The organism is Nostoc cf. commune SO-36 (genome assembly GCF_023734775.1).
Taxonomy (GTDB): Bacteria; Cyanobacteriota; Cyanobacteriia; order Cyanobacteriales; family Nostocaceae; genus Nostoc; species Nostoc commune_A.
In genome coordinates this window covers 662,384-676,224 of the sequence record NZ_AP025732.1, presented here as the reverse complement: position 1 = coordinate 676,224, position 13,841 = coordinate 662,384, and the positions used below count along the sequence as shown (strand labels likewise).

At 37.7% G+C, this 13,841-nt stretch carries 11 protein-coding genes; all 11 read left to right on the top strand.

Translation table 11 applies throughout. The features are described from left to right. Positions 1-13 precede the first annotated feature (13 nt). The 11 genes from ANSO36C_RS03025 (at position 14) to ANSO36C_RS02975 (ending at position 13,835) form a co-directional block, all read left to right on the top strand. Positions 14-289, top strand: a complete 276-nt coding sequence (locus ANSO36C_RS03025) for a hypothetical protein (protein WP_251958329.1) — start codon at positions 14-16, stop codon at positions 287-289. 1,051 nt (positions 290-1,340) lie between these two features. Beyond that, entirely contained in the window at positions 1,341-4,307 is a 2,967-nt protein-coding gene (locus tag ANSO36C_RS03020; RefSeq protein WP_251958328.1) for a tetratricopeptide repeat protein, read from the top strand. A gap of 293 nt (positions 4,308-4,600) precedes the next feature. Then, positions 4,601-4,975, top strand: a complete 375-nt coding sequence (locus tag ANSO36C_RS03015; protein WP_251958327.1) for a hypothetical protein — start codon at positions 4,601-4,603, stop codon at positions 4,973-4,975. Next, positions 4,950-5,864 (top strand): calcium-binding protein, encoded by a 915-nt coding sequence (locus ANSO36C_RS03010; RefSeq protein ID WP_251958326.1) that lies wholly within the window; start codon positions 4,950-4,952, stop codon positions 5,862-5,864. The genes ANSO36C_RS03015 and ANSO36C_RS03010 overlap by 26 nt, the downstream gene beginning before the upstream one ends. Before the next feature lie 391 nt (positions 5,865-6,255). Further along, the gene (locus ANSO36C_RS03005) at positions 6,256-8,079 is read left to right on the top strand and encodes a tetratricopeptide repeat protein (RefSeq protein ID WP_251958325.1); all 1,824 of its coding nucleotides are present in this window, start codon (positions 6,256-6,258) and stop codon (positions 8,077-8,079) included. A 373-nt stretch (positions 8,080-8,452) separates the two neighbouring features. Continuing rightward, positions 8,453-8,623 carry a hypothetical protein gene (locus ANSO36C_RS03000; RefSeq protein ID WP_251958324.1) on the top strand — a complete coding sequence of 57 codons (171 nt, stop codon included), beginning with the start codon at positions 8,453-8,455 and terminating at the stop codon, positions 8,621-8,623. A gap of 199 nt (positions 8,624-8,822) precedes the next feature. After that, positions 8,823-9,989, top strand: coding sequence for a tetratricopeptide repeat protein (locus ANSO36C_RS02995; protein WP_251958323.1), 1,167 nt, complete (start codon positions 8,823-8,825; stop codon positions 9,987-9,989). 29 nt (positions 9,990-10,018) lie between these two features. Further along, entirely contained in the window at positions 10,019-11,047 is a 1,029-nt protein-coding gene (locus tag ANSO36C_RS02990; RefSeq protein WP_251958322.1) for an NAD-dependent epimerase/dehydratase family protein, read from the top strand. Between the two features lie 35 nt (positions 11,048-11,082). Next, positions 11,083-12,348 (top strand): class I SAM-dependent methyltransferase, encoded by a 1,266-nt coding sequence (locus ANSO36C_RS02985; RefSeq protein WP_251958321.1) that lies wholly within the window; start codon positions 11,083-11,085, stop codon positions 12,346-12,348. A gap of 39 nt (positions 12,349-12,387) precedes the next feature. After that, entirely contained in the window at positions 12,388-13,185 is a 798-nt protein-coding gene (locus ANSO36C_RS02980; RefSeq protein ID WP_251958320.1) for a sugar phosphate nucleotidyltransferase, read from the top strand. Further along, positions 13,182-13,835, top strand: coding sequence for a PIG-L deacetylase family protein (locus ANSO36C_RS02975; protein WP_251958319.1), 654 nt, complete (start codon positions 13,182-13,184; stop codon positions 13,833-13,835). Before ANSO36C_RS02980 ends, ANSO36C_RS02975 begins: the two co-directional genes overlap by 4 nt. Positions 13,836-13,841: the final 6 nt, after the last annotated feature.

The following is a 13,841-nucleotide window of genomic DNA, read 5'->3' as shown; positions in this document are numbered from 1 at the left end:
AGGAGAAATTCAAATGATTATTTCTGATCTAAACTACTTGGAAGTTAGCGTTTCCGTCGAAGGCGTAGTTGGTGGTGCTGGTTCTAAGAACCGCCGTCCTCGTTATAATCGCCCTGTTAAACCCCCAGTTGTTGTTACACCCCCACCAGCGGTTACCCCCAACACCGCTACTGCAAGTGCTAACGCTAGTGCAACCGGTCCTTCGACAAGCACTAATGCCAGTACTACTACTAATGCAACTCCTACAAGTTCTAACTCTACCTCAAATTCATCATCTGCTAGCGCCTGATAGTAATTAAGTAGGTCGACGCAATTAAAGCTAACTGGCGATGGCTGTACTTTGTCGTTAGCAATTCGTAAGGGTTTTAAGCCTGTTTACTTTTCTTAAGATAACTTGGTTTATTCCCACTGAATGACTTAATTAATAATAAAACTCTACTTACATAAGGTATTAACTTTTGTAAGTAGAGTTAGGTTGAACCTAGTAGATTCATAAATTGCCGAAGGCTCTTAGCTCATTTGAACCTTCGGCTTTCACCTAAAATACATTGTTTGTTCTCAAATAACTGCTTTCGCAATAAAACTTTACAACATATAGTCCTATAACCCAGGCTAGTCTCCTTGCTGTCTGCTCCCTCTAAATTGAGACTGTGGGTTAATAGTCATAAGTGAAATACTTTCTCGTAGCCTTAAGAGGATGTTTGAAAAGTCCTTTTCTCGGTAACAAAACTTTTAGATCCCCCTAAATCCACGCCAGTTGCTCATGGGGGAAACCCCCAAGATCGCACTGGCTCCCCTTAAAAAGGGGGACTTTGACTCCGGGTTCCCCCCCTTTTTAAGGCTACGGTGTACACACAAGTCGTGAAATCCCACCTGACAATTGGTTTCGTCCTCTAGCAATAGGATTGTGCGATCGCTCTGAAAGTCTGTCATTGGGAGGAGGAACGACGTTCGCAAGAGCGTGTCGTAGACAAGCAATCGCAAAAACTCACGGGATTATGTGATTACTTCGTTATCACTGCGCTCGTAATGACAATTTAAGGGGTCTATAACGCCTGAAACCTTTTCAGATGGTGCTTGTGTGTACACCGTAGCTTTTTAAGGGGGGTTAGGGGGGATCAATGAGTGCCTCAAATTACAGTCAACTACTTTTGAAACAACCTCTAAGCCTTTCGTAGATCCCCGAAAGGTAAAACTTGTTTTAACTAAGTTTAGTAAGTAGTTAAGTGGACATAAATATTAGTTGATTTTAAGCGAGTTCAGTTATAAGTTTCAGAAACTTGAGTTCCTTGCAGATATGAGAATAAAAGGAATATTAATTGAATTTGGAGGAAAGCGACATGACTACAATTCCTGAGGCTCTCCAACTCGCAAGTAAATATCAACGAGCCAAGCGCTTCATCCAAGCCGAAGAGGTTTATCGTCAAATTATAGATATAAATCCCCAGCAGTCAGAGGCATTATATGGATTAGGTATGCTGGCGCAGCAGCAGGAAAAATATCAAAATGCAGAACAATTTTTTCAAGCAGCTCTGCAATTAGAGCCACAAGCAGCGGCAATACACAACAGCTTGGGGTTTACTCTCCAACAACAGGGTAAGCTAGAAGAAGCGATCGCCTCTTATAAAAAAGCACTAGAAATTCTCCCCGACTGCATAGAAGTGCAAGTCAACATTAGTAATGTTCTTCACATTCAAGGCAAGCTCTCACCAGAAGAACAAGTCCACTACGCAGACTTAAATCATCAGTTTGCTTTCAGTAAGCAGCAAACAGGCGATTTCAAGATAGCAGAGTTATATTATCGTCAAGCGATCGCATTGCAGCCAGATTTCGTATTAGCTCATAGTAATTTGGGAGAGGTACTCCAAAAACAAGGGCGATTAAATGAGGCGATAAATTGTCAGCAACAAGCAATAAAAATTAAACCAGACTATCATTACGCCTATCACAACTTAGGGTATATTTTCGAAGAACAAGGAAAATTTGAAGAAGCAATAGAAGCTTACAAAAATGCCCTAAAGATTAAACCTGATTTTGCAATCAGCCATAACAACTTAGGAAATGTTCTGAGGGAACTAAATCAATTTGATGCCGCTATAGAATCCTATCAACAAGCTATTAAAGTCCAACCTGATATTGATTACATCTATTTCAACTTAGGATTAGTATTTACACAAATTAACAAAATGCAAGCAGCAGTAGAGGCGTTTGAACAAGTTGTCAAACTTACGCCAAACCATGCTTTTGCTAAATTGGGTATTTGTATCAGCCAACTGCCAATTATTTATTCTAGTGTTGATGAAATTACATTTAGACGAAATCAATATCAACAGCATTTGCAAAATTTAGCTAAAACTTGTGAATTAAGTAATCAACAAGAACGGGCAAAAGCAGCCGAGGGTGTGGGAACATTCCAGCCTTTTTATTTAGCATATCAAGGCTTCAATGACCGAGATTTACAGCAGACTTATGGGGAAATGATTTGCCAGATGATGTCGAGTCGCTATCCCCAATATAGCCAGCCGCTTTTGATGCCAAGTTTAGATAAAAATCAAAAGATTCGGGTTGGTATTATCTCGGCATTTTTCTATAATCATTCTAATTGGAAAATTCCTATTAAAGGTTGGATAGAAAATCTAGATAGAAGTGAATTTGAACTATTTGGTTATCAGCCTGGGATACAACAAGACGATTCAACAATCAGTGCCAACAAAACTTTTGATAAATTTATTCATGGTGCTTACTCAGTTGAACAATTGTGTGAAACAATAGCACACGATAAATTACATATCCTAATTTACCCAGAATTTGGCATGGACATAATGACAACCCAACTGGGTTGTCTTCGATTAGCGCCTATTCAAATGACATCTTGGGGACACCCTGATACCAGTGGCTTACCGACTATTGACTATTACTTGAGCAGTGATTTAATGGAACCAGAAAATGCTCAAGAACATTACACAGAAAAAATAGTTAAATTACCAAATTTATCTACTCATTACATACCTTTAGAAATTCTACCCGAAGAAATTAAGAAACCAGATATAGGTTTAAAAGAGGATGATATTTTCTTCTGGTGTTGTCAGTCATTATATAAATATTTGCCCAATCATGATGATGTTTTTCCTTCCATTGCGAAAGAGCTAGAGAATTCTAAATTTGTATTTATCAAGCACACAAGTGAAGAGACTACAGAAGTATTTCGCCAGCGCTTAAATCATGCTTTTGCAGCATTAGGGTTGGATTATCAAAATCACTGTTTATTTTTGTCTTCTCTGAGTGAGACTAAATTTGCGGGGACTACAGCTTTAGCAGATGTCTTTTTAGATAGTATTGGTTGGTCTGGATGTAACTCTACCCTCGAATCTATTGCCCACAATATTCCGGTTGTCACTTTACCAGGAGAACTGATGCGGGGACGGCATTCTCTGGCAATTTTGAAGATGATGGGTATAGAAGAGACGATCGCTTCGAGTAAAGCAGAATATGTGCAAATAGCCATCCGTCTGGGGAAAGATGCGAAGTATCGGCAATATATCTCCCAGCAAGTTGGAGAAAATAAACATAAATTATATGGCGATTTAAAGCCAGTCAGAGCGCTGGAAGATTTTATTTTGCAGCTGGTTAATAAACCAAGACAATTTGATGCTCAAGATATTGCTGAACTCTTTCAACTTGCAGTTCAACATCATCGAGCTAATCGTTTAGACGAAGCTGAAGAACTATATAGTCAGATAATAGAAGAACAACCAGACTATTCAGAAGCATTATATGGCTTAGGGATGCTGGCACAGCAAAAAGGTGCATTCCCGGAAGCGGAGAAATTTTTGAGTGCAGCTTCGCAAGTTCAGCCTAACGCCGTGAAAATTTGGTTTAGTTTAGGCAACTTGCGTCAAGCCCAAGGACAGTTACCAGAAGCTGAAGACGCTTACCAAAGAGCTATTACTTTGCGGCCAGATGCAGGGACAATTTACAATAATTTGGGCTACACCCTGCAACAACAAGGTAAGTGGCACGAAGCGATCTTATCTTATCAAAAAGCTCTGGAATTTCAGCCCAACTGCATAGAAGCGGAAGTCAATTTAGGGAATGCACTTTTTGCCCAAGGGAAACTATCAACAGAGAAACAAGCCTATTACGCTGAATTAAATTATCATTTGGGCGTTGCCCGCCAAGAAGCAGGTGATTGGCAAACTGCTGTTATTTACTATCGAGCTGCGATCGCACTACAGCCCGACTTAGCAAAAGCTCATTATAACTTGGGGGTGGTACTGCAAGAACAGGGAAAGATGGAAGAAGCTTAGGCGTAGCCCGTCGTAGACATCGTTTGTTATCAAAAAACTGACAGGTTCATAAGGATATCGAGAAACTTAGATTGTAAAATATGAGACAATTAGTTTCCGACTTTTTACGCCTAGAACTCGGAAAGCCATTTTCAATTCGGTGAGGTACAGGTATGCAGACAGACCTACTAACCCCCTTCCTCCCAGTGGAAGGGTGATAAATTCGAAGCTTTTCTCCTTTTAGGAGAGATGTCAAAACTGTACCTCACCCAATAGAGAATCGGTATAACTAAATAAAATCAACAGAGGTTTTGATGTCAAAAGCAGAACGAAGAGGTCTACGTGCATCCTTAAGTACTTTCAAGGGCAAGTCTAAGCTTGATCTCAATCCTAAGCCAGTACCCAATCCTACCCCCGATCCCAATCCTAATTTTGCTACTGCTCAAGGGGATGCTATTTTTTCAAACTATAGTCAAAGTGCCTTAGAAGCTTTGACTGATACCGAGGTGAACTTATTAATTAAAGGTGGCGTAATTAATGCTCTTGCTACTGCTGAAGCGAGTTTTAAGAATGACCCAACTTTTTCATCACTCTTCACTGATACTAAAGTCATTGGATTAGATGGTCAGTTTACAGGTAATTCCAACAGCGAAACAAAGGTACTTGCTAATTTTGCGGTTAGGACGTAATCAAAACTTCTCTTTTGATTTTTCAGCAGATTTAGCACTAAAAGCTAAAGAAATTGAAAATCCTGACGTTGAATATAACAAGGCTAAGTCTACAACCACTTTTTTGGTGTTAGATACGACAAACCCCAACAGGGCCAGAGTTTTAGATTATTTTGGCATCCAGGGTAAATTAATCTCCTCTGATCAAATTGGGAATGTAACTTTTGGTCGTAGTAGCAATGTCAAGCTCAATAGTCGTAATAAAAGTTCTGATATTGATGGCAACAATGGTAGTGACTTCGTGAATGGTCGCGCTGTTGGGACTTATGAGCGGAATTTTAAGCGCAATACTAATCTAACTATAGTCCAAATTAATACCAGTGACGTTGAAGTAACAGGGGATACTTTAATCGGCAACCTGGGTGGAGATTTTATCTATGGCACGATTCGGAACGATAAGCTGAGGGGAACCAACGGTGCAGACAAAATTTATGCCAGCTTAGGGAATGATACGCTAAATGGAAATAGAGGTGATGATATCCTTGACGCAGGTCAAGGTAAGGATGTCCTGAATGGTGGTAATGGCAATGATACACTCTATGGTGGTTTGAGTAATGATGTCCTAGATGGTGGTTTGGGTGATGATGTCTTGATTGGTGGCGATGGTAATGACACATTTCTTTTCAAACGTAGCGATACCTTGTTGAAAAATGACTTTGATACCATTCAAGATTTCCAGATTGGTATTGATAAGATTATATTAGATGGCTGGGTAGAGCTAGGTAGTATAACAGATACTACAAATGGTGCTTTACTCACATTAGATTCTTCATTTTATCAACAAACAATACTAATTTCCGGTGTGAGTACCAGTCAGATTGATAGCCCTCAATCAATATTTTTTGCTTAAGGCTAATTACTTGTTTCATTCCCTAAAAGGCCCTGATTTACAAGCGTCTAAGTTAAAAGAATCAGATTTTTTCATAATCTGATTATACGATAAGATGGTGATTCCTTTTGTGTGAAAGGCTTTGTTAACCGGAAACTCCATCATGTCGTTGAGTTAGTAATTTTGATTACTAACTCAAGACTTATTTTTCAGCTATACTGTTAATAACATCTCTCTTGTCAAATGAAACATACTTGTTCGCTCTAGTCTTAGTCTCTGACTCATTGCCAATTTACAAGAATTTGGGCTATTCTCTGCACCAACAAGGATTATTAAAAGTAATTTCCACAATTTCAAGTTAAGTTTTTGTCTAACTGATTTAAATCTATCGAACAGTTACAACATATAAATCATGGCTATTCTTCAAGATTACTCAACCTCAGAAAGCTTTAAATTCACAATCATAACACCTCTGTATAATCGAATCACTTATTTAGAAGATTGGCTGCAAGGTTTATTGCGCCAAAATCATCAGGGAAGCACTGAAATTCTGTTAATGGATGATGGCAGTACCAGTATAAATCGTCATGATATTGAAGCCATAATATCGAAATATGAGCAACAAATAACTCAGAAAAAATATGTATTTCATTATTTTTGCCAAGAAAAAAATCAAGGAGAATTTAAAAATGTAAACATGGGTTTACAAATGGCAAACGGGGAATGGATATATTTACTTCATGATGATGATTGGGTGATAGAGAATGCATTTATAGAATGGGAAAATATAGTTGAGAAATATCCCGATGCTGATTTAATTACTGCACAGTTTTTTAATGTTAATAGCAAGAATGAAGTTACCTTTGAATCTCCAGCATTAGAATCAGAAGGATGGGTTGGAGATGAATTTAGAAACAACTTTATCTATGACAATCCTCTCCATATCCATAGCACAATTTTTCATAAAGAAGTTTTTGACAAAATTGGTAATTTTGCAGACGATATTCGTTTTTATGCCGACTGGGAATATTGGAGACGGGCAAGCAAAGCTGAGTTGAAATGGTATTATCTGCCAAAAGTTTTATCCTATTATCGTGAGCATAGTAATACAGAAAGTTTTAAAAGAGAACAAGAATTTTTTGGGAAAGATTTTTGGAAAATAATAGAAAGAGGAAAGAATTATTATACAGATGATGAATTTTATGAATCTAAAATTTATCAGTATGAGAATATTTTTCAAAAACTAGATATCTTTTGGGAAAATCGTCAGTTAAGCAACTCACTGAAGATCATAAACAATATGATTTTATTTTCCCAAATGGAAGATGGGATAGGATTAGAATGTCTAATAAAACTACCAATTAAATATAAAGAAGAAATTATAAAAATGTTTGAGGTTATTCCTCAAATAAATCCAGGAATTGACAAAAAGAGTTACATAGATGCTATTCCTGTAGCTCTCGAACTTGCTGTTGAACATCATCAAGCTAATCGTTTAACTGAAGCCCAGCAGGTTTATCATCAGATTCTGGAAGCACAACCAGATCACACTGATGCCTTATACGGCTTAGGTATGTTAGCGCAACAGTTACTTCAGCCTCAAGAGGCAGAGGATTTCCTGAATGCAGCCGTTCGGGTTAAGCCAGATTTTGTTAAGGCTTGGTTCAGTTTAGGCAATTTGCATCAAGCTCAAGGCCAGTTAACAGCAGCACAAGCAGCTTATCAACAAGCTTTATCCCTACAGCCAAATCTGGTAGCGATACACAACAATCTAGGCTACACACTGCAACAACAAGGTAAATTAGAAGAAGCGATCGCTTGTTATGAAAAAGCCTTGGAATTACAGCCCAACTGTATTGAAGCTGAGGTAAATTTAGGTAATATTCTTTACGAACAAGGTAAGCTTTCTAGCGAGCAAAAACTCGACTATGCAGAATTAAATTACAAATTAGGTTTGGCTCGGAAAAAAGTCGGGGATTTGAAGACTGCTATTGTTTATTATAAGCAAGCGATCGCACTACAGCCAGATTTGGTAGAAGCTCATTATAACTTGGCGTTGGCGCTACAAGAACAAGGGGAATTAGAAGAGGCGATCGTCTGTTATCAAAAACTCTTGGAACTTAATGCCAACTACGGAGAAATTCACCTCAACTTAGGCAAAATTTCTCAACAGCAGAACCACCAACAAAGCTATACTATCAGGATCTCAGGATCTATGCCTGCAACGTGCGATTAAGATTTACAAAGATTATATTTCTGTAAAAATCACAGCAAAATCTTGTAGCCATTACTTTAAATATTGTTGATGGCAAGCTCATATTGCTTTGCAGTTTGATAAAGTTGCAGGATCGCTTCGCATGGTTCAAAAAGCTCTTAAAATTGTAATGCGATCGCTCTTCTGGTGCAGTGGCAAATTTATTTACCTGGTTGCAAATCAAGCGGCATTCTTGCAAAATTAAATTATTTCAAAATTGTTCTAGATTATGAATTAAGTCATAATTTTTAGTTAATCAGCCACTAGATTTTAATATAAAATAGAGCAGGAATAATTTATTTTAAATCATAAAAACATCACCTCCTTATAACTTAAACACAGAGGTATAAAAGCTATGGCAATTATCCAAGTTGAGCATCCAGTCATTGATAAATCTTCCTTTGAGCCACAAAACCGACAAGATGGTATCAGTGGCGTGATGCTAATTCATAATGAGGAAGAATTTTTGGCACAAGTGATTGACACTTGGATTGATGCCATAGATGAATTAGTTATTGTTTTTTAATGACTGCACAGATAATTCACCTCAAATTATTGAAGAATATGAGAGGAAGTATTATCCTAAAATCAGAGCTTTTAATTACTTGCAACGGGTATATTCACCCAATACAAAAGAGCAATTAGAATTAGATGTAAACAATGTCAATTCTTTTACCTTTTATGCTAATTTTAACCTCAGCCTAACGCGATACAAAACATGCGTCGTGATTAATGGAGATCATGTTGGTATTCCTGAATACCTTAAGGATATTTATAATTTGTTGAAGAAAAATCCGCTTCAAAATACTGCTTTGCTTTTTTCTGGACTTAATCTTTGGAAAAACCCAGACGATAACCAGTATTGCATTAATTTAAATGACATTGCTCTGGGTGATGGAGACCTAGTATATTGGACTGTTTCACCCAATCATATATTTGTGAAAAATCCCAACGATCCGCTATTCAGTATAATTGGATGGCATGGACTAGAATACTATTATTTAGGTTTTATTTTCTGGCATACACGTTTTCTAAAAAAAGACAGTGGTCTAGGTAACTATGGTACCCATTCAGAAAACCTTAACCAATTTTTTGAAGATAAATTCAAGGAAGTAGAACTGGTTCCATTATCTCCAGAATTCAAAGAAAACAACAAAGGTTTTCAATATATTGATGAAGAACAATTTTCACTTTATTTTGATTTTGGATCTTTGCCTGAAGTTGTAGGTGTTGACAGTGTAATTGAACTCCTGCAACAAGGTGTTCAACATTACCAAGCTAATCGTTTTACTCAAGCAGAACAGGCTTACCGTGAAGTTTTAGATATTCAGCCCGAACACCCGGAAGCATTGTACAGATTAGGTATTCTGACTGAACAGATGGGGAATCCTCAGAGGGCTGAGGAGTTTCTGAGTAGGGCATTACAAGTCCAGCCAAACTCAGTGAAAATCTGGTTTAGTTTAGCTAATTTACGGCAATCACAAGGAGAATTGACCGCAGCTGTAGATGCATATCATCAAGCGCTGGAACTGCGTCCAGATTCAGCCCCAATCTACAACAACCTGGGCTATGCTTTTTATCAACAAGGTGAGTGGGATAAAGCTATCACCTGTTATAAAAAGGCTTTAGAGCTAAAACCTCAATTTATTGAAGCCGATGTGAATTTGGGCAATGCCCTCCATGCCCAGGGAAAACTCTTACCGGAACAGCAGGCTTACTATGGGATGTTAAACTGCCAATTGGGAGAAAGTAGCTCTCAAGTAGGTGACTGGCAGACTGCGATCGCTTACTATCGTCAGGCAATTGTTCTTCAGCCTGATCTTACAGAAGCACACAATTATCTAGCTGTTGCACTACAACAAAGCATTCCTACTGAATTGAAAACCTCATAAAGTGCGATCGCACCATAAAATAATAGGATATGAAAGTACTTGTAACTGGAACTGAAGGTTATATCGGCTCGTTATTGGCTCCCCTAATGATCCAACAAGGTCATGAAGTAATTGGTTTGGATACTGGCTTTTATAAAGTGGGTTGGCTATATAACGGCACTAAGTTAACTGCCAAAACCCTCAACAAAGACATCCGTCACATCACAACAGAAGACCTAGAAGGGGTAGAAGCAGTAGTTCACATGGCAGAACTCTCCAACGACCCTTTAGGTCAGTTAGCGCCTAATATCACTTATGATATCAACCACAAAGGTTCAGTACATTTGGCAAAGCTGGCAAAAGCAGCTGGAATCCAGCGCTTTGTCTATACTTCATCATGCAGTGTCTATGGTTTTGCCACTGAGGATTATGTTCACGAAGAGTCTACCATCAATCCCCAAACAGCTTATGCCAAATGCAAAGCACTTGTTGAACAGGATGTGAAACTTCTTGCTGATGATGGCTTTTCTCCCACCTTTTTGCGAAATGCCACAGCCTATGGAGCCTCACCGAGAATGCGCTTTGATATTGTCTTAAATAATTTAGCAGGTTGGGCATGGACAATTAAAGAAATCAAGATGAACAGCGACGGTACACCTTGGCGGCCTCTAGTGCATCTCTTAGATATCTGCAAAGCAATTATCTGTACCTTAGAAGCTCCGCATGATGTAATTCACAACCAAATTTTTAATGTGGGTAATACAAATAGCAACTATCAAGTCAAGCAAATTGCTCAAATAGTTGCAGATGTCTTTACAGGTTGTCAATTAAGCTTTGGTAAACATGATCCTGACAACCGCAGCTATCGGGTTTCATTTGATAAAATTAATCAAAATTTACCAGGATTTAAATGTGAGTGGGACGTTCAAAGCGGTGCCCAACAACTCTATAATGTCTTCCAGCAAATTGATATGGACAGAGAAACATTTGAATCTAGACGCTTTACTCGCCTGAAACAACTGGAATATCTTATTCGCACTCAGCAAATCGATCAAGATTTCTTCTGGCGGACTGTTTAGATTAAAAATCTGCATTTGGCAAAAGAATATAAAATATGAATTTACTAAAACTAACAAATAATCAACCAATAACTGGTAACTGTATGTTCTGTGGGACAGGATTGCAGCATACATTCGTAGATTTAGGTATGTCTCCTCCCTGTGAAAGCTATCGGAGCCGGAAACAACTTAATGAAGTAGAGCCTTTTTATCCTCTACATGTCTATGTTTGCGAGGAATGTTTTTTAGTTCAACTGCAAGAATATATTAGCCCAGAAAATATTTTTAGTGACTATGCTTATTTCTCTTCCTACTCTGATAGCTGGTTGCAACACGCCAAGAATTACGTAGATTTAGTAGTAGAACGTTTTCAATTAAACTCCAAAAGTCAGGTAATAGAAATTGCTAGCAATGATGGCTACCTACTACAATACTTTGTTGGCAAAGACATCCCGGCGCTGGGAATAGAACCAGCAGCAAATGTTGCTGAGGTAGCAATAAACAAAGGTGTTCCTACAGTTGTCAAATTTTTTGGACAGGAGACAGCCAAAGAACAGGTTACTCAGGGTAAACAAGCAGATTTATTACTAGGAAATAATGTCCTTGCCCACACACCCTATCTCAATGATTTTGTCAAAGGGATGAAAATTATCCTCAAACCGCATGGTGTAATTACTATGGAATTTCCTCACTTAATGCGGTTAATTGAGGAAAATCAGTTTGATACTATTTACCATGAACATTTCTCTTATTTTTCGTTTATCACCGTAGAAAAGATTTTTGCTGCTCATGGCTTGACAATTTTTGATGTAGAAGAATTAGCTACTCATGGCGGTTCCTTGAGAATTTATGCTCGCCACAGCGAAGGCTCTTCTAAACCTGTTAGCCACCAAGTATCAGAACTGAAATATAGAGAAGAAGCGGCTGGCTTTACGAAATTAGAATACTATTTTTCATTTGGTGAACAAGTCAAGGAAACCAAACGTAAGTTATTAGATTTCTTGATCAAAATTAAACGAGAGGGAAAAACGATTGTTGGGTATGGCGCTCCGGGTAAGGGAAATACTCTCTTAAACTATTGTGGTATTCGCACAGATTTTATTGATTATACAGTAGACCGTAACCCTTACAAACAAGGTCAATTTTTACCAGGTACTCATATTCCGATTTTTCATCCAGACAAAATTGTAGAAACAAAGCCTGACTATGTACTAATTTTGCCCTGGAATTTGAAAAATGAAATTATGAAACAAATAGCTTACATTCGGGATTGGGGTGGTAAATTTGTTGTTCCCATTCCTGAAGTTAATATCTACTCTTAAAAATTTGATATTTTTTATTATTAAAAAGGGGAGAGTGAGATGAAAGTAGTTTTATTTTGTGGCGGTTTAGGAGCCAGAATGAGGGAGTATTCAGAAAGTATTCCTAAACCAATGGTGACTATTGGTTATAGACCCATATTATGGCACGTAATGAAATACTACGCTCACTATGGGCACAAAGATTTTATCTTATGTCTTGGTTACAAGGCTGACCTCATTAAAAGCTATTTTTTGAATTACAATGAATGGCTTTCTAATAATTTTAGCCTTTCCAATGGGAGCAAAATTGAGTTATTTAATCGGGATATTCAAGATTGGAATATCACATTTGTAGATACAGGTTTAACTGCCAATATTGGACAAAGATTTAAGGCAGTAGAAAAGTATTTAGAAGGAGAAGAAGTATTTTTAGCTAACTACAGCGATGGTTTGACAGATTTGCATCTACCAACATACATTAATCATTTTTATCAGCGTGATAAAATCGGTAGTTTCTTATGCGTAAGACCAAGCCAAACTTTTCACCTAGTTGACATGCATGAGGATGGCTTGGTGAAGGATATCCAAGAGGTCAAGAAACGTGATATTTGGATTAATGGAGGGTATTTTATCTTTAAAAAAGAGATTTTTAACTATATTAATCGTGGCGAAGAACTTGTTCTTGAGCCTTTTCAAAGACTGATTGCGAAAAAAGAACTTTTTGCGTATAGATACACTGGCTTTTTTGGGGTAATGGATACGTTTAAAGAGAAGCAACAGTTGGATGATATGTATGCTCAAGGCGAAAGACCTTGGGAAGTATGGAGAGATAAAGAACTAGAAGTAACTGATGTATGATCCAACTTAGCTTCAATAAAACAGAAGAATCTGAGTATAGAATCCTTTGTTTAGGTTCTCATTGCGATGATATAGAAATTGGTTGTGGGGGCACAATCTTAAAACTGATAGAGAATTACCAATATGTTGTTATCTATTGGGTTGTCTTTAGTTCCAACGAACAAAGAGCGCAAGAAGCAACTATAAGTGCCAATCTTTTCTTAAAAGAAATTCCCGTCAAGAAAATTATCATTAAAAGTTTTCGAGATGGCTTTTTACCTTTTGAAGGGATAAAAGTGAAGGAATGCTTTGAGCAGTTGAAGCAGGAATTTGCACCAGATATAATCTTTACTCATCATCGAGACGATCGCCACCAAGATCACCGCTTAATTTCTGATTTGACTTGGAATACCTTTAGAAACCATTTAATTTTGGAATATGAGATACCAAAATATGATGGTGATTTGGGTATTCCTAACTTCTTTGTGCATTTAGATGAGGAATTTTGCCGCCGAAAAATTCAATATATTCTAGAGGCTTTTCACACCCAAAATACTAAGCAGTGGTTTACAGAAGATACTTTTCGCTCGATTCTCCGAATTCGCGGAATTGAATCTAACTCACCGAGTAAATATGCTGAGGCATTTTACTGTCGAAAAATATTTTTCTAAAAAACT

Excerpts from the sequence above, each read along its gene's own strand:
- ANSO36C_RS03025 (WP_251958329.1), top strand. The coding sequence starts at position 14 with ATGATTATTTCTGATCTAAACTACTTGGAAGTTAGCGTTTCCGTCGAA.
- ANSO36C_RS03020 (WP_251958328.1), top strand. The coding sequence starts at position 1,341 with ATGACTACAATTCCTGAGGCTCTCCAACTCGCAAGTAAATATCAACGA.
- ANSO36C_RS03015 (WP_251958327.1), top strand. The coding sequence starts at position 4,601 with ATGTCAAAAGCAGAACGAAGAGGTCTACGTGCATCCTTAAGTACTTTC.
- ANSO36C_RS03005 (WP_251958325.1), top strand. The coding sequence starts at position 6,256 with ATGGCTATTCTTCAAGATTACTCAACCTCAGAAAGCTTTAAATTCACA.
- ANSO36C_RS03000 (WP_251958324.1), top strand. The coding sequence starts at position 8,453 with ATGGCAATTATCCAAGTTGAGCATCCAGTCATTGATAAATCTTCCTTT.
- ANSO36C_RS02990 (WP_251958322.1), top strand. The coding sequence starts at position 10,019 with ATGAAAGTACTTGTAACTGGAACTGAAGGTTATATCGGCTCGTTATTG.
- ANSO36C_RS02985 (WP_251958321.1), top strand. The coding sequence starts at position 11,083 with ATGAATTTACTAAAACTAACAAATAATCAACCAATAACTGGTAACTGT.
- ANSO36C_RS02980 (WP_251958320.1), top strand. The coding sequence starts at position 12,388 with ATGAAAGTAGTTTTATTTTGTGGCGGTTTAGGAGCCAGAATGAGGGAG.
- ANSO36C_RS02975 (WP_251958319.1), top strand. The coding sequence starts at position 13,182 with ATGATCCAACTTAGCTTCAATAAAACAGAAGAATCTGAGTATAGAATC.